Source organism: Streptomyces sp. NA02950, assembly GCF_013364155.1.
Taxonomy (GTDB): Bacteria; Actinomycetota; Actinomycetes; order Streptomycetales; family Streptomycetaceae; genus Streptomyces.
This window is the reverse complement of the sequence record NZ_CP054916.1, coordinates 8,365,529-8,385,414: the sequence shown is the minus strand read 5'-3', so window position 1 is coordinate 8,385,414 and position 19,886 is coordinate 8,365,529. Positions and strand designations below refer to the sequence as shown.

Genomic DNA, 19,886 nt, shown 5'->3' with positions numbered 1-19,886 from the left:
CTCGCCGCCCTGGCACGCTCCCCCAGCTACCGCTGGGAGGTGCCCCCTCTCCCTGCGCTGGCCGAAAGTCCGGGCAGGCCCACTACGAGGGCTTCCCCGCCGCCTTGCGATCGCACGCACCAGGACGCCTCGCCACCGGGCACACCTTGGCTGACGCGGCACTGGACAGGGTCACCGGCGGTAGAGGGTGATGGAGTGGCCGACCTCCTCGACCGGTGTGCTGCTGTCGAGGAGGTCGGCCAGCCGTCCGCCGGCCAGGGCGGCCGAGGAGTCCGACACCGCGAGCAGACCGTGCACCCGCTCCGGGGCCGACCCGCGCGGGTCGGACGCCTCGATGCCGTACGCGGACGGCACCCCGCTGCCCTTGTAGACGAGCCAGACCCGCTCTCGCGGATAGCGCGTCCGGAGGCGGTCGGCGAGCCGTCCCAGGTCCTGCCCCCAGTCCACATTGGAGTCGTGCAGATAGCGGTGGGTCCGCGACGGTCCGCCGAACGCCTCGTTGGCGTACGGGAGATAGAAGGGGTACGTCCGCAGCGAGCTGACCGCGACCCACACCACCAGCACCGCGGTCACGGCGTGGCTCCAGCGCCATCGCACGGCGGTGGCACACCCCGCGGCGACCGCCAGGAACATCGGCAGGAAGACCACGTAGCGGACTCCGAAGTCGCGGGACCCGTCCATGGCCGCGAGCATCAGTACGGCCGAGGGAACGAGGAGGTACGGCGCCGCGGGGCGGAACCGGCGGACCGCCACCAGCGCCACGGCACCGGCCGCCCACAGCGCCAGCATGCCCAGCGGTGTCTTCACCAGCAGCGCCACGGGCAGGTAGTACCAGAACGAGCCGATGTAGTGGTGGCCGAAGAGATAGCCGTGGTGCCGCGCGTACTCGAAGCGGAACTGGATGCGCATCCCGTCCCGGAAGGGCTCGGGGAACGGCATCCACTCGACGGCGAGTTCGCGCAGGCCCCGGAGGTCCGGCACCTGCGGCGGTGTGGTCCAGCGCAGCCGGGGATCGACGGCCAGATAGCTCGCCCACACCACGGCCAGCGCCACCAGTCCCACCCCGACCGCCGCCGCGACACCGCGGGCGAGCAGCCGCACCGCCCCGCGGAGATCGAGCGGTTCGGGGTTCCCCGCCCGGCGGGCACACCAGAACGAGAGCACGGCCAGGGGCAGCAGCACGGGCACCGCCGCCAGCGCGCTCATCTTGGTGGCCACCGCCGCGCCGAGTGCCACCCCGGCCGCTGGAAGGCACCTGAGCGGGCGCCGTCTGGCCCGCCACAGCAGCCACACCGATGTCAGCAGAAAGCCCGCCATGGGGACGTCGAGCGTGGCCAGGGAGCCGTGGGCGATGACATCGGGCGAGAACGTGTACAGCGCGAGCGCGGCCAACGCGCCCACTTGGCCCGTGAGATCGCGGGTGAGCGCCAGCACGACAAGACCGAACAGCAGCGTCAGCGCGATCACCGGCAGCCGGGCCCAGAGCATCAGCCGCCAGGGGTCATTGCCCGATTCGTACAGCAGATGCCGGCCCAGCTCCGTTTGATTGCCGGAGAAACCGGGGTCCGGACGGGCATCGGTGAACAGCATCCCGGACCCGATGACCAGCTTGCCCAGGGGCGGATGTTCGGGGTTGTACCGCAGGCTGTGCTCTTGGACCTGGACCACCCCGGCGCCCAGGTACACCGGCTCGTCGATGGTGGGCGTCTGCTCCACCGCCGTGGTGACCATCGCCACCGCCATCTGGACGAGCAGCGCCACCACGGCGAGCACGAACAGCGGCCGCCGGTGCCGCCGCAGCGCCCGGAGCACGCCCCGCGTCCGAGGCCGGTCAGGTCGCCGTCCGGTGACGGCCCGGGTCGCACCGTCGATGACACCAGCCCATTGCATAGCGACAGACGTTAACCCACCGGCCCGCCCGTCCCTGGCCCGCCATCAGAAAGTGATCGAGAGTTGCGCACTTCGGAGCAGTGGTGGCGCCGATCACCCGGTGGCCGGTGCCCGCTAGTGACAGTGGACGCCGGGGTTGGTTCAATGCCGCAAGCGCTTTCCATCCACATCCTCGCGAGCGTTGGAGCGTATCCCGTGCCTCTCTCACGTCGTGACCTGCTGTCCCTGGCCCCCGCCGTGTCCCTGGCGGCTCTCGCCCAGCCGCCGCGCGCACGGACGGCGGCCCGTCCGGCCGCCTCGGCCACCGACGCGGCCGCCGACCACGCCACGCTGATCGACAACACGGTCGCCGTCTTCGCCGGAACCGCCGACTCCAACGCCCGGCCGGAAGTGGCCGCCAAGCTCACGGCCATCGCCACCACCGCCCGCTCCCGGCTCGCCGCGATGGACGGTGCCGGGGAGGGCGAACTCTTCAAGGGGCTGCCGCTGGGCACCAGCGACCCCAACCTGATGACCTCGTACCAGTACCTCTACGAGATCGCCCTCGCCACCCGCGTCCCCGGCGGACCGCCGTCCGCGCTGCGCGGTGACCCGGCCGTCCAGCAGCGGGTCATCGACGGTCTGGTGTGGCTTCACGAGCACTACTACGGCGACCAGTCGAAGGGCTACTACGGCAACTGGTTCACCTGGGAGATCGGCATCTCCTCCCATGTCAGCAGAATTCTGGTGCTGCTGCGGGACGCACTCGCCGCCCACCGGCCGGACCTCACCGCCGGTTACGTGGCCTCGATGGACGCCTATCTGCGCAACGGCAAGGACGGCGATGTCGATCCGGACTCCCGTTTCCACACCGGCGCCAACCTCGCGGACATCACCACCAACCGGATGCTCCAGGGGGCGGTGCTGGAGGACGACACCCGAGTGAGCAAGGCGGTGGCCGACCAGCTGACGGTTCTGGCCACGATCGACCCCTACCACCCGCGGCACGGTGTCACCGACGGCTTCTACGCGGACGGTTCCTTCATCCAGCACGCCTCGGTTGCCTACACCGGCTCCTACGGCAAGGGGCTGCTCACCCGTGTGGTGCAGACCGTCAAGATGCTCGACGGCACCGGCTATGTGCGCGGTGCGGACCTCGTGCGCACCGCGCAGCGCTGGGTCGTGGACGGCTTCGCCCCGCTGATCTTCGAGGGCTGGATGATGGAGATCGTCAAGGGGCGCGGGGTGTCCCGGACCACCACCGGGTACACCGATGTCACCCAGGTCGTCGAGGCCGTCGTCGACCTCTCCGGCCACACCACCGGCACGGACGCCACGGCGCTCAAGGGCTATGTGGCGTTCGTCCGCAACACCTCCAAGGCCGCGCTCGATCCGTCGGCGTTCGTCTCCCCGGTGAGCATCGCCCGCTACGCCGACATCCTCGCCGATCCGTCGGCCCCGGCGAAGGACCTCACCCCGGCCGCGCACCACATCGCGTTCAACGCCATGGACAAGACGGTCCACCGGCGCCCCGGGTACGCCTTCGCGCTGGCCCGCAGCTCGGCCAGGATCAGCAAGTACGAGTACATGAGCGGCGAGAACCTGATGCCGTGGTTCCAGGGCGACGGCGCCCACTACCTCTATCTCTCCGGTCAGGACCAGACCCGGGCGTTCGGCGTCGACTACTTCACCACGGTCCCGCCCTACCGCCTGGCGGGTGTCACCGCCCCCGTGGAGACCCGGCGCACCGTCCCCGAGCTGTACGGCACGCTCTGGTACGACAACCCCGAGCGCGGCTTCACCGCCTCCTCCGAAGCGCAGAACACCTATGTGTACTTCCCGCGCGGCACCCACGCGTTCTCCGGTGGCGCCGCCCTCGGCGCGTACGGTGCGGCCGGGCTGGTGCAGTCGGACGACGTGGCGTACGCGGCGAAGCGGGACGGCGAGCTGCCGGACGACTTCGTCGTCCACCGCAACGCGGACGCCACCAAGTCGTGGTTCATGTTCGACGACGAGATCGTCGTCCTCGCCGCCGGGGTGGGCGACTCCTCCGGGCGCGCGGTGACCACGACCGTCGACAGCCGGATCGCCCCGCCGTCGGACACCCTCACCGTCACCGGACAGCTCCGCGACGGCACCCCGTGGTCCGGCACCGGCACGGCCCCGCTGGCGTGGCTGCGTTACGGCAACACCACCCGGTCCACCTCCGTCGGCTATGTCTTCCTCGACACACCACGGCCCACCGTGACCCTCGACACCGTCACCCGCAGCCGCCGTGCGGTGCGTCTGTCCAACCCCGACACCCCGGTGACCACCCAGGTCTTCTCGGTCGCGGTGGAGCAGCGGGCCGGTGTGCCGCACCGCTCGATGGCCTACGCCCTGGTCCCGCACGCCTCGGCGGAGGGTCTGCGGGCGTACGCGGACGGGCCGCTGTCGGTCCTGGTGAACACCACCCGTGCGCAGGCCGTCCGCCACCGGGGGCTGGGTCTGGTCGCCCTCAACGCGTTCACCCGGGGCACCCACCGCGCCGGACTGCTGTCGATCGACGGACCGGGCTCGGTGATCCTGCGCGCGGCCCACCGCGGTGCGGCGCACGACGGCACGGTGTCACTCGCCGTGGCGGACCCGACCACTCAACGGGACACGGTCTCGGTGCTGGTCCGGGGCCGGAGGATGAGGGCGCTCGAGGCGGACGAGGGGGTCCGGGTCTCCCGGGTGCGCGGCGGCACCCGGATCGACGTCACCACCCGCCACGCCTACGGGCGCAGCTTCACCGCGACGCTGCGCTGACCCCGGCGATCCGACGGCCCGGCGTCACGGCGGGGCCCCGTGGGGCTGGACGGCGGCCCAGCGGCTTGAGTATGTCCGGCTCTCGGACCACGCTGGAGGGTATGGACACGCGGGGCGCCCCTCCCAGCGGTGAGGCCATACGGCCTGGCGCGGCTCCGGGCAGCCCATTGATGATGATCGACGCGGCGGGCGAGGTGGTGGTCTGGAGCGAGGCCGCCACCCGGCTGCTCGGCCACAGCCCCGCGCAAGCCGTCGGGGGTCCGGTGACCGAGCTGCTGGAGGGGGCGCCACCGTGGTCGGCCGACCGCCAGGAGTGGCACGGCCGGCTCGCGCTCCGCCACCGCGAGGGCCATCGGCTGACCTGCCGGGTCCGAGTACACCGGCTGGCGGGAGGCGATCACGCACCGTTGTGGCTGCTGACGGCGGAGCCCTCGGCCGGGGAGGCGCCGTTCCCGGGTGGCGAGTCCCTGTCGGACTGGCTGCTGACCAGCTCCCCGGTCGCCCTGGCCGTCTACGACACCGATCTGCGGTTCGTCCGGCAGAACCCGGCGATGGAGCACATCGTCGGCATCCGGGGTGAGCACCGGGTCGGGCGCGGGCTGTCGGCCGCGGTGACCGGGCCCGGCAGCGCTGAGTGGGAGGCGCGGATGCGGCGGGCGCTGGAGACGGGGCGGGCGGACGAGGGCTATGTGCTCCAGGGGCGCACCCGGGCGGACCCGGACCACGACCACTTCTTCGCCATGTCCGCCTCCCCGCTCCGCGACCGGGAGGGCCGGATCGTGGGGCTGTGCGCCACGTCGCGCGATGTCACCGAGCAGCATCGCGGCCGGGAGCGGCTGGCCCTGCTGAACGAGGCCAGTACCCGGATCGGCAGCACCCTCGATGTGATGCGCACCGGTCAGGAGCTGGCCGAGCTGGTGGTCCCCCGGCTCGCCGACTTCGTGAGCGTGAATCTGCTGGAGTCGCTGTTGCGGGGTGAGGAGCCGCCGCCGGGGCCGGTCACCGGGGCGGTGCTGCGGCGGGTGGCGAATCAGTCCGTGCGCGAGGGCGCGCCGGAGGCGGTGAGCGAGGTGGGCGAGGTGGCGTTCTACTCGGCGCGCTCGCCGCACGCCCGGGCCCTGGCGACGAGCCGTTCGGAGCTGCACCGGGTGATGGACCACGAACTGCGCTCCTGGGCGACGCAGGAGGACCCCGAGCGGTTCGCCAAGGCCATGCAGTACGGGTTCCATTCATGGCTGGTGGTGCCGGTGATCGCGCGGGGCACCACGCTGGGCGTGGTGGACTTCGTCCGGTCCGCCACGGCCGAGGCGTTCGACACCGAGGATCTCTCCCTGGCCGAGGAGCTGGTGGCGCGTGCGGCGGTCTGTCTGGACAACGCCCGCCGCTACACCCACGAGCGCGCCTCGGCCCTGGCGTTGCAGCGCAGTCTGCTGCCGCGGCGGCTGCCGGAGCAGTCCGCGGCCGAGGTGGCCAGCCGCTATCTTCCGGCGGCGGCCCGGTCGGGGATCGGCGGCGACTGGTTCGATGTGATTCCGCTGTCCGGGGCGCGGGTGGCGCTGGTCGTCGGGGATGTGGTCGGCCACGGTCTCCAGGCGTCCGCCACGATGGGCCGGTTGCGCACCGCCCTGCGCACCCTGGCCGAAGTCGACCTGACGCCCGAGGAGTTGCTCACCCAGCTGGACGACCTGGTGGCGCGGCGGGACGACGCCCCAGAGCTGGAGGCGGACGAGGCCACGGCGGGTGACTTCGGCGCCACCTGCCTCTACGCCGTCTACGACCCGGTGTCGGGCCGGTGCAGCCTCGCCCGCGCCGGTCATCCGGCCCCCGCGGTGGTCCCACCGGACGGCCCCGCCACCTTCCTCGACCTGCCCGCGGGGCCTCCGCTGGGTCTGGGCGGGCTGCCGTTCGAGGCGCTGGAGGCGGAGCTGCCGGAGGGCAGTCTGCTCGCCATCTACACCGACGGGCTGGTGGAGTCCCGCAGCCGCGGTATGGACGCCGGGCTGGACACCCTCCGCCACGCCCTGACGCTCCCCGCCGAGGGGCTGGACACGCTGTGCGACCAGGTCGTCGACACGATGCTCCCCGACCGTATCGGCGACGACGCGGCCCTGCTGCTGGCCCGGCTGCGGCGGCTGGACGCGGACCGGGTCGTGGCCTGGGAGGTACCGGCGGACCCCGCCGCGGTGGCCGAGGTGCGGGCGGACGCGGTGCGCTGGCTGACGGAACGGGACCTGGCGGAGACGGCCGTGGTCAGCGAACTGGTCGTCAGCGAGCTGGTCACCAACGCCATCCGGTACGGCACCGCCCCCATCCGGCTGCGGCTCATCCTCGACCGCGCGCTGATCTGCGAGGTGTCCGACGCCAGCAGTACCGTCCCGCACGCCCGCCGGGCCCGCGTCCTCGACGAGGGCGGCCGGGGCCTGCTGCTCGTCGCGCAGCTCACCCAGCGCTGGGGCACCCGCCACACCCCGACCGGCAAGGTCATCTGGTGCGAACAGCCGCTCCCCGCGCCCTGATCGCGGTGGATCGTCTAGATTATGCAGAGTGCGGGGGTGCAACAGCTGTATCAGCTACGCTTTTTGAGAGAGGCGCGGGCGTGACGGACTATGAGGCAACCTACGACTCCGCCGCACGAGTCGCCGGCCGGATCGACACCACCCGGCCGCACACCGCCAGGATCTGGAACTACTGGCTCGGTGGCAAGGACTACTACGTCGTCGACCAGCAGGCGGGCGACCAGATCCGCAGGCTGCACCCCGGGATCGGTGACTACGCCCTGGCCGACCGGGCGTTCCTCGGCCGTGCGGTGCGGTATCTGACCGCCGAGCGGGGGATCCGTCAGTTCCTGGACATCGGCACGGGCTTGCCCACCGCGGACAACACCCATGAGGTCGCGCAGCGGATCGCACCGGAGTCCCGGGTGGTCTACGTCGACAACGACCCTCTGGTGCTGGCCCATGCGCGCACCCTGCTGACCAGCACTCCCGAGGGGGTCACCGACTACCTCGACGCGGATCTGCGGGACATCGACACCATCCTCGAACGCGCCCGGAAGGTCCTGGACTTCACCCGGCCCGTCGCGCTGATGCTGCTGGGTGTGGTGATCTTCATCGGTGACGACGAGGACCCGTACGGCATCGTCCGCAGCCTGGTGGACGCCCTGCCCTCCGGAAGCCATCTGGTGCTGTCCCACACCATCTCCAGCCCGTCGATGCCGGATGTGGACGAGGCGGTCGCGTTCTGGAACGAGAACGGCATCCCGAAGCTGACCCAGCGCACCCCGGACCGGGTCGCCCGGTTCTTCGACGGTACGGAGCTGCTGGAACCGGGCGTGGTCTCCTGTTCGCGGTGGCGGCTGGAGGACACCTCCGGGGACGAGCCCGAGGAGGTGGCGATGTTCGGCGGGGTCGGCCGGAAGCCGTGAGCCCCCCGGACCGGCGGGCGGGCTACAGGTCCTCGCAGAGGCGACGGGCCTTGGTCAGCTCCTTCTTCACCTCCCCTTTGAACGCGAGTTCCTGGGCGTAGCCGAACTGTGAACGGCGCAGGGCTTCGGCGAGCGGCTTGTAACGCCGATCGCCCGCGGCGGCCGAGACCGCGAGGGCGCCCGCGGCGGCGAAGCGGTTGAGGGCGATGTCGCCGTCCTTGCCCTTGGTGCCGTACTTCGTCTCGTCGAATCCGTCGAGTGCCACGCAGGCTGTGTGCGCGTCGCCCGCCGGGCCGGAGCCGGGGGCGTCCTTGTCGTCGCCCCCGAACGCCCAGGCGGCGCCCACTCCCCCGCCACCGAGCAGCAGCCCGATCGCGAGCGCGGTGACCAGGGGGCCGACGGGGCGACGGGACGGTGGCGCGTACGGCACGGACGGCGCGTACGCGGGCGGCGGAACGGGAGCGGAGTCGGGCTCGTGAGGCTGCATGGCGCACAACATAGCGGCAGTTCGCGGCGCAGGAGGAGGCCCCGCACGCCCATGGCACGGCAGCGGGGCGGCGTTCAGGGGCCGAGTTCCGCGGTGATGGCGCCACACAGCAGATCACGGGCCCGGTCCAGGGTGAGGGAACCGCTGAGCCACCGCTTGCTGAGCTGCTCGACGAGCGCGGTGAGTCGGTCGGCCACGTCCTCCGCGGACACCTCGGGCCGTACCGTGCCCCTGCTGCAGGCAGCGGTGGATGAGGTCGCTCGCAGTAGTCGGTCCAGCGGTCGGTGGTGGTGGGCAACCGCTGGCGCAGCTCGGGCTGGAGGACGGCGGCGGCGCGCAGTTCGCCCCAGGCGGCGCTGTTCTCGATGACCACCGGTTCCTCCTGGGGCTCGCGCGGCAGCATCTGCTCGGGATGGCCGCGCGGACAGCGGCCCCACGTTCGTCCGCGGACGGGACGGGCTGGAGGGGATCGACCTCCGCTTCAACGGCTGGGGCGGCAGACAGCGGCACCCGCGGGACGCACGGGTCGCCCGCTCCGTCCCGGCCCACGCCGGGGGCACCCGCATCGACGCCCGGCTGACCGGATCGAGGCCCGGCTCGAGGAGCTGCTGGGCGTCACCAAGGTCATCTGGTTCGCGGGGGTGAAGGGGAAGGACATCACGGACCGTCATGTCGACGCCCTCGCCCGGTTCGCCGAAGACGGAGAGACGGAGCGGTGCCGCTCCGTCCGCGGACGGACCGGGGACCGACCGTGTGGAGCCGGGCGTACGCAGCCGGGCGCCGCTCCGGACAACCCGCGGACCGCACTGAACGACTCGTGGATCACGGCCGTATGTCGTGGCGTGGACGAGTGCGTGACGCCCGGCCCCGCGCCCGGCTGGGCATCGCGCGAACTGTTGACCCTGGTCAGGGCGATGGGACCGCATCCGGCCGCCGTGGTGGACTGGCGCGGGGACCTGCTGGCGTGGAACGACGGATACGCCGCGCTGTTCACCGACCCCGCATGGCTCCTGCCCGAGCAGCGCAATCTGCTCTGGCTGCTCTTCCGCTGGCCTCCGTCCCGCCTCCTGCTGGCCGACTGGGAGCGGGAAGCCCGCGCACTGCTGGCCGCGTTCCACGACCGTGCCGCGCGCAGGCCGGGGGATCGCAGGATCGGCGCGCTGGTGGCCGAGTTGATGGCCGACCCGGTCGCGGCCGAGTGGTACAGACGGCCGGAGCCGGTCGGTGCCCCACCCCCGGTGTGCTGCTTCCACCACCCGGTCGCCGGTGAGCTGCGGCTGCGGCCGGTGACACTGACCGCGGTCGGGGAACCCGGCCACCATGTCCTGGCCCAGGTGCCCGACGACCGGGTGTCACGGGAGGCGCTGCGGGCGCTTGGGTCCCCCGGTGTCCGGCTGACGGGACGCCCGGACGGGGCCCAGGGGTGTCCGTAAAGTGCCGCCGGGCCCGCGACGCGACGTTACGGAACCCCCTAGCGCATCTGCCGCCGCACGAGCTCGTAGAGCTTTCCGCCCGGCTTGGCCATCAGCGCGGCCGGGGCGCCCTGTTCGACGATCCGCCCGTCCTCCATCACCAGCACCCGGTCGGCGTCCATGACCGTTGACAGCCGGTGTGCGATGACCAGGCGGCTGGCGTGGAGGCGGCGGGTGCTGTCGATGACCACCCGCTGGGTCTCGTTGTCCAGGGCGCTGGTGGCCTCGTCGAAGAAAAGGATGCGCGGACGGCGGATCAGGGCCTGGGCGATCATCAGCCGCTGGCGCTGGCCGCCGGAGACGGCACCGCTGCCGGAGATCATCGTGTGCAGGCCCATGGGCATCCGGCGGATGTCCTCGGCCAGACCCGCCAGTTCGGCGGCGGCCATGGCCTCCTCGGGGGTGTACGGCTCGGCGCCGCGGATGCAGTCGAGCACGGTGCCGTTGAGGGGCTGGGCGTTCTGGAGGACCACCCCGCACTGGCGGCGTACGGCGGCCTGGTCGAGGGCGGCGAGGTCCTGGCCGTCGTAGAGCACACTGCCGGACACCGGCCGTTCGAAACCGATGAGCAGCCGCAGCAGGGTGGACTTGCCGCAGCCGCTGGGGCCGACGACCGCCACGAACTCTCCCGGCCGGATTTCCAGCGAGACGTCGTCGAGGACCAGCGGGCCGTCGTCGGCGTAGCGGAAGGTGAGGTTGCGGGCGCGCAGATCGCCGGTGAGCGCCCCGGGCTGGGCACTGCCGCCGCGGACCTCCGGCGGCTCGTCCAGGATCGGCTTGACCTGCTCGAACATCGGCAGCACCGCGACCACCGAGACCAGGGCGTTGGTGAGCTGGGTGACCGAGGTGAGCAGCATGGTGACAGAGGTGTTGAACGTCAGGAACGCCCCCGCCGACATGCTCCCCCGCGCCGGTCCGGCCAGCAGCATGAACACGATGAGCGAGCACAGCGGGAGGTAGACAGCGTCGAGCACCTGGGTGAGGTTCTTGATCCGCCCGGTGCGCTGGTGGAGTTCGCGGGAGTGGGCGAAGCCACGGGCCCATGCCGCGTAGGCGAAGTTCTCGGCCGCGGCGACCCGCAGTTTGGGCAGTCCGCGAAGGGTCTGGAACGCCTGGTTGTTGAGCTTGTTCTCGCTCTCCACCAGCCGCCGCTGCCAGCGCACCTGCCACAGCCCCATCCCGAGGAACACCCCGGAGATGACCAGCAGCATGGCCATCACGGCGAGCGCCAGGTCCACGCTGAAGTACAGCAGCAGCGTGAGGTTCATCGCGCCGACGGTGCCCGCCTGGAGGACCACGGGCGCGACACCGGAGAGCACCCGGCGCATGCTGCTGATGCCCATCGCCGCGCTGGCCAGTTCACCGGTGGAACGTTCGGCGAAGAAGCGGGTCGGCAGCCGCAGCAGCCGGTCCCAGACCGCGGGCTGGAGGGTGCTCTCCAGCCGTCCCTCCAGCCGCAGCAGGGTCAGGTTCTGGAGCAGCATGAAGGCGGCCGAGACCACGCTCGCGACCATCAGGGCCAGCGCGATCTGGACGATGGGGCTCCTCTCGGCCCGGGGGACGAAGCCGCCGAGCACCTGACCGGTCGCCACCGGCACCAGGGCGCCCAGCGCCACCGTCACCAGTCCGCCGACCACGAGGTTGCGCAGATCGGGTGCCACCCCGCGGGCGCTGAACCGCAGCAGCCGCCACATCGTCATCGGACGGTCGGGCAGCGGGCGGTAGAACATCACGGCACGCGGTTCGAACTCGTCGGCGTTGCCCTCGCCGATCCGCATCCGCAGACCGGAGGCGGGGTTGACCGCCTCGTAGCGGCCGCGCCGCCACAGCAGCGCCACCGGGGCGCCGGACAGGGCGCGGTAGCCCACCAGCGGTCCGGCGTCCTCGCGCCACCACTCGCCCTCCAGTCGGACGGCACGGGTACGGATCCGGGAGGCGACCGCGATGCGCTCCACCGGGCTCGTGCGGTCGTCGTCGGCGGTGGCGCCCCGCGGTGCGTCGGCCAGCGTGATTCCGGCGGCCTCGGCCACCGTGCGGCAGACCGCGTGGACGGTGTCGTCGGTGGTGTCCTCCGCCGCCCGCGACGCCTGCCGCGGGCGGCCGATGGAGGCGATCAGTGCTTGGTCGGCGCGGGAGCGGACCGCCTCACCGGCCCGGATCCCGGCCGCCGTGCGGTCGGCGTGGGTGCGTTCCAGCGCCTCGATCCAGCGGTCCACGGCGGTGCCGAGCCGGTACTGCTGATTGACCATCCGCTGCCACAGCGCACCGTCGATCAGCAGGTCACCGGCGGCCTGGGCGCTGTACTCGGCGCCATAGCGGACACTTCCGGGCGGCACCGGGAGCCAGAGCAGGTCCTCGTCGGCCGCCTCGCCCTCGGCCGCCGGTCCGCCGCCGTCCAGCGGGGCCTGGAACAGTACGCCCAGGCTGCGGCTGACCCCGAGCGCCACGGCGTGTTCCAGCGGGGTCGCCGGGACGTCGCCGTACGGTTCGCCGGCCCAGCCGGTGGCGTACGCCTCGTACCGCTCGGGCCGGTACAGCTCCCGCAGCGGGATCCGGCGCACCGCGCAGTCCTGCGAGGGCCTGCCGACCAGGGTGTGGCGCGGGCCCTCGACCGGTCCCGGGAGCGCCGCGCCGGGCTCCAGGCGTCCGAGGAAGTGCCAGTGTCCCTCCTCGGCGGCGTCGACCGCGAAGAGGTCCAGGGCGCCACCGGTGACGAGCCAGAGCACCTGTGGGCCCTCCAGCGGAAGGCTGCGCAGTCCGGTGCGGTCGACGGGGGTGCCGAGTGCGCCCAGCGCCTGGACCACCGCGTCGCCGCCGTCCGCGGCCACGGTGGCGACCGGGTGAACGGAGGCCATCTCAGTGCTCCTTCATCAGCTGGGCGTACGGTCCCCCGGCCGCGGCGAGGTCCTCGTGGCGTCCGCGTTCCACGACCGTGCCGTGGTCCAGGACGAGGATCTCGTCGCTGTCCCGCACGGTGCTGAGCCGGTGGGCGATCACCACACACGCACAGCCGCGGCGGCGCAGGTTGTCCATGACGGTCCGTTCGGTCAGCGCGTCCAGGGCGCTGGTCACCTCGTCCAGCACCAGCACGCTGGGGCGGCGGACCAGGGCGCGGGCGATCTCAAGACGCTGCCGCTGCCCGCCGGAGAAGTTGCGGCCGTCCTGCTCGACGCGGCCGTGGATGCCTTCGGGGCGGCGGGCGATGACGTCGTGGAGCGCGGCGTCCTTCAGGGCCGCCACCACCGCCTCGTCCGGGATGGAGGGGTCCCACAGCGCCACGTTGTCCCGGACCGTCCCCTCGAAGAGGAAGACATCCTGGTCGACGAAGGACACCGAGGCGGCGAGCGCGCCGCGGGGGATGTCCTCCAGACGCTGCCCGTCGATGCGGATGGCCCCCTCCCACGGGCGGTAGAGGCCGGAGACCAGCCGGGACACGGTGGACTTGCCACTGCCGGAGCCGCCGACCAGTGCCACCTGGCGGCCGGGGCCGACCGACAGGGAGATGCCGCGCAGCAGCGGTTCGTCCAGTGGGTTGTAGCCGAAGGTGACGTCCTCCAGCGTCACATGGCCGGTGAGCCTGCGGGTGTCGGGCTCCGGCTGGTCGCGGGTGTAGAGGGTGTCCAGCGGGAAGTTCTCCACGTCCTTCAGCCGGGCCACGTCCGCGGAGAAGTCCTGGATGCGCCCGGCCACGCCGTTGAGCCGGGTGATGGGCGCGGTGAACCGGGCCACCAGCGCCTGGAAGGCCACCAGCAGTCCGACCGAGACATGGCCCTCGACGGCCCGCAGTCCGCCGATCCACAGGATGAGCGCGCTGTTGAGGGTGGCGAGGGTGGGCGCCACCACGGCCAGGGCCGCGCTCGGCACACCCAGCCGCTGCTGTTCCTCGAGGGTGATGGCGTGCTGGCCCGCCCAGCGGCGGAAGTAGCCGTTCTCGCCGCCGGTGGCCTTCATCGTCTCGATGAGCTGGAGCCCGGTGTACGAGGTGGTGGTCAGCCGGGCGGTGTCGGCCCGCAGTTTCTGGGTCCGGGTGGCGCGCAGCCTTATGACGACGCGCATGGCGACCACGTTGAGCAGCGCCAGTCCCACGCCGACCAGGGTGAGCTGGGGGTCGTAGGTCCACAGCAGGAGGGCGTAGAGCACCACCACGATTCCGTCGACCGCGGCGGCGGCGAGGTCGCGGGCGAGTGTTTCCGCCACGGTGTCGTTGGACCGCAGCCGCTGGACCAGGTCGGCCGGACTGCGCTGGGCGAAGAAGGTGACGGGCAGCCGCAGCAGATGGCGCAGGAAACGGGCGCTGCTGAGGGTGGAGGAGATGATCCGGCCGCGCAGCAGATTGGCCTGCTGCACCCCGGTGAGCACGGCCGTCAGCAGCACCGCCACGGCCATCGAGGCGAACAGCGGCCCCAGTGCGGAGGTCTCCCCGCCGATCAGAAAGGTGTCGATGAAGGTGCGGCTGAGCGCCGGGACCGCGGCGCCCACCACCACCAGCAGCAGACTGGCCAGCAGCGAGGCCAGCAGGGTGCCGGTGGTGCCCCGCATCCGGGCGGGCAGGGCGCCCAGTACCCCGGGGCGGCGGCCGCCGCGGCGGAAGTTCGCCTCGGGTTCGAAGACCAGGACCACACCGGTGAAGCTGGTGTCGAACTCCTCGGAGGGCACGAACCGGCGTCCCTTGTCGGGGTCGTTGATGTACACCCCGCGCCTGCCGAACCGGCGCCCCATGCCGTCGTAGACGACGTAGTGGTTGAACTCCCAGAACAGGATCGCCGGTGCCCGCACCTCCGCCAGGCTCTCCGGCTCCATCTGCATGCCCTTGGCGCTCAGCCCGTAACTGCGCGCGGCCCGCAGCAGATTGCTCGCGCGGGAGCCGTCCCGGGAGACTCCGCAGGCGATCCGCAGCTCCTCCAGCGGCACATGGCGGCCGTAGTGTCCGAGCACCATCGCGAGCGAGGCGGCACCGCACTCCAGCGCCTCCATCTGGAGCACGGTGGGGGTGCGCACGGTACGGCGCCGGGGCCGCTGGGGCCCGGCCGTGCGCCGCGGGGCGCGCCGTCGTCCCCGGGCGGGCTCGGTGCGGCGGCGTCCGCTGCTGCCGGCCGGTGCCGGGCGGGGCGGTCCGCCGTCGGGGGTGGTGGTCACGGGAGCAGCCATTCGATCGGGTGCCGGTCGGCCAGATGGACCGTGCCGGTGGCCAGGGTCATGGAGTCGAGGGTGAACGGCGGGCCCTTCGGGGAGGACCAGCGGTACCCGGAGCGGGTGGCGGTGGAGCGGTCCAGCCGGACCAGCACCGCGACCGGCGGGCCGTCTTTGGAGAACTCCTCGCCGAGCTGGTCGCTGCCGAGGTGGGAGCCGATCTGCTGGCGCGACTGGGCGGTGCGGCCGACCGCTCGGACGTGGCCGCGCAGCACTCCGTAGGTCTGGGTGGGCGCCGACTGCACGCCGAGGTCGACGGGTGCGCCGACCGGCACCGACGCGGCGCGTCCGGCCGGTACGTAGAGGGTGGCGGTCAGCGGGTCACGGGAGTGGCGGACCCGTTCGATTGAGGCGACGTCGGCGCCGGTGGTGAGGACGGAGCCGATCGAGGCGACCAGGGTGGTGAGCCGGCCCGCGGCGAGGGTGCGTACGACACTGCTGCCGCGCGGGGTGCGGATCTTCAGCAGCGGTGCGCCCGCGCGCAGGGTGCTGCCTTCCTTGGCGAGTACGGCGGTGACCTGTCCGGCGACGGGGCTCTGGAGGACGTAACTGCCCTGTCCGTGGGTGAGGATGCCGGGGGCGGCCAGGGTGCTGGACACGGTGCCGGTCACCGACCAGACGGCGGCCGCGGCCATGACGACGAGTGTGACCGCCAGGGCGAGCCACCCTTGCGGGCGGGCGTAGCGCACCGGCAGATCGATGTCCTCTGCCGACTGCGCTTTGGAAAGGGCCTGCTGGCGGAACTGCACGAGAGTCTTTCCTCAACCGCGGGAACGGATGGAGTGCGCGGCTTCGCTCGGTGGCGCCGCGGCCGTCCACCGGGTGGGCACCAGTGGACCGCCGAATGCCCCGGACCAGGCGGGCCCGGGGCACGGGGCCGGTCGTTCGGCGGGGCCGTCCGACCGGTGGTGCCACGCTCGGCGGCACCGGGAGGCGAGGTGAAGGTCGCCTCAGAGGTGAGATCGCCTCAGGGGGTGAGGGTCGCCTCAGAGGGCACCGACGGTGCCGACAACACCGGTGGTGTTCAGGCCGGTGAGGCCGTCCACCGTGCCGGTGGCGGTGCCGACGGCGCCGGTGACCGGGGCGGTGGCGGCGTCGACGGTGCCGAGGGCGTCGGTGACCGTCGCACCCAGCCCGCCGGCCACGTTGTCCAGCTCAGCGTCGGAGATCTCCTGGGTCGCGACCTTGGGTGCGTTGTTCATTATTGCGTCTCCCTTGGATAAATATCTCGAATGAGCCTTCAGCGGCCCGCGGTTGCCGAATGTCTCGGCCCCCGCAGAACAATCACAGGATTCCGGGGACCGGCTCCTGAGAACGCTTCAGCGCGAAAGGATGTAATCACGCCAACTCGGTGGGCTGCGAATCAGACGTCGCACGGAACAGCGCATTCCGTCACGTCTCGATCACCGGGTGGGCACAGACGGCCACGTGATGTGCGGCTCTTCTTCACAGCATCGTCACTCTTCTCCTGCGCACCCCTGTTGACCTCGTCGGACAACCCCGGGATCACGGGCGAAGCCCCCATGCGCGGACCGGATCCGGCGCCCAATCCGGGCTCCACACACGTCGTCTGTGTAATAGGTGTGCCGATCGCTTGAAGACTGGCCGACCGGCACTCCCATTCCCGATCCCGTACACACCGGGAATACGACATGTGCGACGGGTTGCCGATAACGCGGCCCAATTCAGCCCATCCCGCCGATCGGTGTGCGTTATGACAACTGCACCATCGGGCGGATGCTCCGCCGAAAGGCCGGGAATTCCCGCGGAATGGACATAGAGCGCATGAGTACCGCAGAGGACCTGACTTCGGGCGGGGCACTGTGGTGCGCCCGACCGCCCGTGGCGGGCGGCCGGACCGGTGGTTCCGCTCGTGCTCAGTTCACCGTTGTGGCGTGCTGCGCCAGGGAGTTGACCACATCGGACGCGGTCAGCAGACGCACCGCCGCCGCGTCCAGACCGGCCGGGTGGAGGGCGTACACCGGGCAGCCCTCGGGCAGCGGGAGGTCACCGCGGACGAGGAACGCCGCGCCGATCCGGGCGGGTTCCTGCTCGGTACCGGCCGACGGGTCGTGGTCCGGCGCGCCGATGCGTCCCGCGAAGGCCATGGCGTCCTCGCCCTCGCGGCGGCGGTAGGGGCTGATCGAGCCGTCGGAGTGGCGCAGCAGGACGGTGCCGGCACGGGCCGCGGCCTGCCAGATGGCGAGTTCACCGAGACCGACCCGGGCGCCGGAGGCGAACAGCCCGGTGAGGCTCTTCCCGAGGACGGCCAGCAGTTTGACGTGCCGGTGGACGGCATGACGGGTGCCGGACACACCCTGGACCACATCGAGCCAGCGCATGGTGCGCCCCGGGATGTCCAGGACCAGCGGTACCGAACTCCGGGATGCGGAGGTCAGATCGAAACGCTGCTCGACGGCGCGGGGGTCGAAGACCGGCCCCCGGTCGCCGGGTTCGTCGCGGACCATGAATCCGGCGAACGCCTCGGCGAGCTCGACGAACGGCACGTCGTTGTACGAGAACACCACGGCGACGGCGTAACGCACCCCGGCGTTCTCCAGCTTGTCCAGGTCCAGGTCGATGAACTCCGACGCGCCGTCCGGGGCCGGGGCGCTGGTGCGGTCCCCGGAGTGGACGGCGCCGGTGCGGCGCAGCTCGGTGTAGTCGCAGGTGCCGATGTGTTCCCAGTCCTCGTTGAACAGGGCCAGCGACAGATCCAGATCGGTCTGGCCGGACTCCTCGCTCTCCGTCCAGTGGAGGAACAGCCGCAGCGTACGGCCCGGGGTGAGGGCACGTTCGCTGCCGCGCGGCAGGGTCACCAGGGCGCGCGAGGCGGTCCGCTCGGCGAACGGCGCGACGATGCCGTCGAGTTCTGCGTCGACCACGGCCACGTCGAGCGGGCCGAGGGCGGCGGCGCGGCGCAGCACCTCCTCGGTCAGGGCGGTGATGGCCGTCTCGACCGCATGGCCCGTCGGGGCGTCCCGGTCGTCGTCGGCCAGATACGCCTTGGCCTGGGCGCCCTTGGGGAAGAACACTCGCTCGCCGGTGGGCCGCCGGCGGGCGCGCAGGGCGCCGAGCGCGGACAGCAGCACCGCGGGCGACACCCGGGTGGCCGCTCGGGGCAGGGCGGACAGGACGGGTTCGGTGTCGTCACCGGCCAGCCGCAGCAGATGGTCCAGGCGGCGCAGGAGTTCACCGGGGCGCTGGGCGAGCAGGGCGGTGGCGCGGCGGTGGTCGCCGTCGGCGAGCGCCGTCTCCACCCGCCCGCCCCAGGTGCGCACCCGCGGCCGGTCACCGGTGGTGTCGACCGAGGTCAGCGGCTCGGCGGCGGTGCGCAGGGCGTCGCCGAACCGGTCGTACGGCAGTCGGATGTTCCGCAGGGCCGCCACCGCGAGCGCGGCGTGCGGATAGCGGTCCGCGTACTCGAAGGGGTGCAGGGCGTGGGCCGCGGGGATCCACAGCGCGCGGTGGCGCCGCATGTCGGCGACGGCGAGGGCCGGGTCGAGCGCGTCGAGCGCGCCCAGCAGGGCCCGGCGCACCGGCCGGGGCACCGGGGCCAGCCGCGGGACCTCCACCAGGCCCGGGTCGCCACCGGACCACACGGCCAGCAGCCGCAGGATGTCGGTGGCGGTGTCCAGTCGCGCCGCCACCTCGGGAAGCACCTGGGCGCGGGTCTCCGGTGCGCGCAGCAGCCACGCCAGGACACGCGCCTTCGTCTCGCGCCCGGGCAGGGTCGTGGGAAGCCACTCCAGGTCGGCGCGGCCGCACGCCTCGAGCAGTGCGGCGAGGTCATCGGCGTCTTGCGGGGACAGCGCGGCGGTACGGCTCAGCAGGCGGCCCGTTTCCTCGTGGACGGCGTGCCGACGGGCCGCCATGTCGCCGCCGAGGGCGAGGACACGCAGCCGCTCGGGCAGTGCGCGGTGGCGTCCGGCCTCGGGCCGCGGCGGGGCCGGACGCAGGAACGGGTCGTCGTCGGAGATGGCGCGGTAGCAGATCGGGCAGGCGGCGAAGTCCGATCCGTCGAAGCACCGGCGGCACACCAGATGCGCACACGGCGAGACGGCGTGGACGGTGCCCTCGCTTCCGCACAGCACACACGGCTGCCGCGGATGCTGTGCCAGCAGGGTCAGCACCCGGTCCACGTAGCAGGCCGTGGTGTCGTGCGGCGTGCTGTCGGGGAACCGCCGGAAGATCGGGGTGTGGTCGCGATCGGCCCCGAGCGCCCGGTCGATGTCGGCGAGCAGGGTACGTCCGGCGACGGCCATCGCCGTGGGGCCGCTCCCGGTGAGTGCTTCGCGCAGCGGCGCGGACAGCACATAGCCGCGGTCGAGGAGGTCGGCCTCGAGCAGGACCACACCGGCGAGCACCTCCGGGGACACCGGCCCGGACGCCCGGTCGTGGGCGGGCAGGAACACCGCGCCCCGACGGGCGAGCAGCACCTCGGCGACACCGCGGAGTTCGGTCCGGGCATACGCGGCACGGGTGGTGGCGGTCATGCTGAATCCCCCTTGTCCGACGGCCCCCGCCGACGGAAAACAGCCGCGCCCGCCGGTACGGGCGGGCGCGGCGTGAAGCCTTGGAGCGGGCGGAAGTGCGGTGCGCTGGTTGTCGTAGTAATCGAGTGAGAAGGAAGCACACCTGAGAGCCGCCCGCT

12 protein-coding genes and 2 pseudogenes are annotated in these 19,886 nt (G+C 72.4%); 6 read left to right on the top strand and 8 right to left on the bottom strand.

Going from position 1 to position 19,886, the window contains the following annotated elements; translation table 11 throughout:
- Positions 1 to 171: 171 nt before the first annotated feature.
- On the bottom strand, positions 172 to 1,743 hold the full coding sequence (locus HUT19_RS36275; RefSeq protein ID WP_254886278.1) for a phospholipid carrier-dependent glycosyltransferase: 1,572 nt from the start codon (positions 1,741 to 1,743) through the stop codon (positions 172 to 174).
- A gap of 342 nt (positions 1,744 to 2,085) precedes the next feature.
- Here HUT19_RS36275 and HUT19_RS36270 point away from each other — a divergent pair, with 342 nt between their 5' ends.
- From HUT19_RS36270 to HUT19_RS36260, 3 genes are all read left to right on the top strand, one after another.
- Positions 2,086 to 4,659 (top strand): polysaccharide lyase family 8 super-sandwich domain-containing protein, encoded by a 2,574-nt coding sequence (locus HUT19_RS36270; protein WP_176184814.1) that lies wholly within the window; start codon positions 2,086 to 2,088, stop codon positions 4,657 to 4,659.
- 170 nt (positions 4,660 to 4,829) lie between these two features.
- Entirely contained in the window at positions 4,830 to 7,175 is a 2,346-nt protein-coding gene (locus HUT19_RS36265; protein ID WP_254885970.1) for a SpoIIE family protein phosphatase, read from the top strand.
- Between the two features lie 80 nt (positions 7,176 to 7,255).
- On the top strand, positions 7,256 to 8,083 hold the full coding sequence (locus HUT19_RS36260; RefSeq protein WP_176184810.1) for an SAM-dependent methyltransferase: 828 nt from the start codon (positions 7,256 to 7,258) through the stop codon (positions 8,081 to 8,083).
- A 22-nt stretch (positions 8,084 to 8,105) separates the two neighbouring features.
- Here HUT19_RS36260 and HUT19_RS43620 read toward each other — a convergent pair whose 3' ends face one another.
- Together HUT19_RS43620 and HUT19_RS44090 are read right to left on the bottom strand one after the other, a co-directional pair.
- A complete protein-coding gene (locus tag HUT19_RS43620; RefSeq protein WP_254885969.1) occupies positions 8,106 to 8,570 on the bottom strand; it encodes a hypothetical protein in 465 nt (154 codons plus the stop codon).
- 74 nt (positions 8,571 to 8,644) lie between these two features.
- Entirely contained in the window at positions 8,645 to 8,767 is a 123-nt protein-coding gene (locus tag HUT19_RS44090; protein ID WP_303332307.1) for a hypothetical protein, read from the bottom strand.
- A gap of 262 nt (positions 8,768 to 9,029) precedes the next feature.
- Between HUT19_RS44090 and HUT19_RS44445 the strand changes: the two are divergent.
- The 3 genes and pseudogenes from HUT19_RS44445 to HUT19_RS36245 all read left to right on the top strand — a co-directional run.
- A pseudogene (locus tag HUT19_RS44445) lies at positions 9,030 to 9,080 on the top strand (hypothetical protein); the annotation flags it as partial.
- Positions 9,059 to 9,217, top strand: a pseudogene (locus tag HUT19_RS43615) (hypothetical protein); the annotation flags it as partial. The pseudogenes HUT19_RS44445 and HUT19_RS43615, both read left to right, overlap by 22 nt.
- 207 nt (positions 9,218 to 9,424) lie before the next feature.
- Entirely contained in the window at positions 9,425 to 10,003 is a 579-nt protein-coding gene (locus HUT19_RS36245) for a hypothetical protein (protein ID WP_176184808.1), read from the top strand.
- Positions 10,004 to 10,041: 38 nt separating this feature from the next.
- Here HUT19_RS36245 and HUT19_RS36240 read toward each other — a convergent pair whose 3' ends face one another.
- The 5 genes from HUT19_RS36240 to HUT19_RS36220 form a co-directional block, all read right to left on the bottom strand.
- Positions 10,042 to 12,897 carry an NHLP bacteriocin export ABC transporter permease/ATPase subunit gene (locus HUT19_RS36240; protein WP_176184806.1) on the bottom strand — a complete coding sequence of 952 codons (2,856 nt, stop codon included), beginning with the start codon at positions 12,895 to 12,897 and terminating at the stop codon, positions 10,042 to 10,044.
- 1 nt (position 12,898) lies between these two features.
- A complete protein-coding gene (locus tag HUT19_RS36235) occupies positions 12,899 to 15,178 on the bottom strand; it encodes an NHLP family bacteriocin export ABC transporter peptidase/permease/ATPase subunit (protein WP_303332306.1) in 2,280 nt (759 codons plus the stop codon).
- The gene (locus HUT19_RS36230) at positions 15,175 to 15,981 is read right to left on the bottom strand and encodes an HlyD family efflux transporter periplasmic adaptor subunit (protein WP_176184804.1); all 807 of its coding nucleotides are present in this window, start codon (positions 15,979 to 15,981) and stop codon (positions 15,175 to 15,177) included. Before HUT19_RS36230 ends, HUT19_RS36235 begins: the two co-directional genes overlap by 4 nt.
- A gap of 237 nt (positions 15,982 to 16,218) precedes the next feature.
- Positions 16,219 to 16,434: a type A2 lantipeptide gene (locus HUT19_RS36225; RefSeq protein WP_176184802.1), complete on the bottom strand. Its 216-nt coding sequence runs from the start codon at positions 16,432 to 16,434 to the stop codon at positions 16,219 to 16,221.
- Positions 16,435 to 17,109: 675 nt separating this feature from the next.
- Positions 17,110 to 19,728 carry an MXAN_6230/SCO0854 family RING domain-containing protein gene (locus tag HUT19_RS36220; RefSeq protein WP_176184800.1) on the bottom strand — a complete coding sequence of 873 codons (2,619 nt, stop codon included), beginning with the start codon at positions 19,726 to 19,728 and terminating at the stop codon, positions 17,110 to 17,112.
- Between the last annotated feature and the right edge of the window lie 158 nt (positions 19,729 to 19,886).

Bases quoted from the DNA above. Each gene is read 5' to 3' on its own strand.
- HUT19_RS36265 (WP_254885970.1), top strand. From the start codon at position 4,830: ATGATGATCGACGCGGCGGGCGAGGTGGTGGTCTGGAGCGAGGCCGCC.
- HUT19_RS36225 (WP_176184802.1), bottom strand. From the start codon at position 16,434: ATGAACAACGCACCCAAGGTCGCGACCCAGGAGATCTCCGACGCTGAG.
- HUT19_RS43620 (WP_254885969.1), bottom strand. From the start codon at position 8,570: ATGCAGCCTCACGAGCCCGACTCCGCTCCCGTTCCGCCGCCCGCGTAC.
- HUT19_RS36275 (WP_254886278.1), bottom strand. From the start codon at position 1,743: ATGGCGGTGGCGATGGTCACCACGGCGGTGGAGCAGACGCCCACCATC.
- HUT19_RS36240 (WP_176184806.1), bottom strand. From the start codon at position 12,897: ATGGCCTCCGTTCACCCGGTCGCCACCGTGGCCGCGGACGGCGGCGAC.
- HUT19_RS36220 (WP_176184800.1), bottom strand. From the start codon at position 19,728: ATGACCGCCACCACCCGTGCCGCGTATGCCCGGACCGAACTCCGCGGT.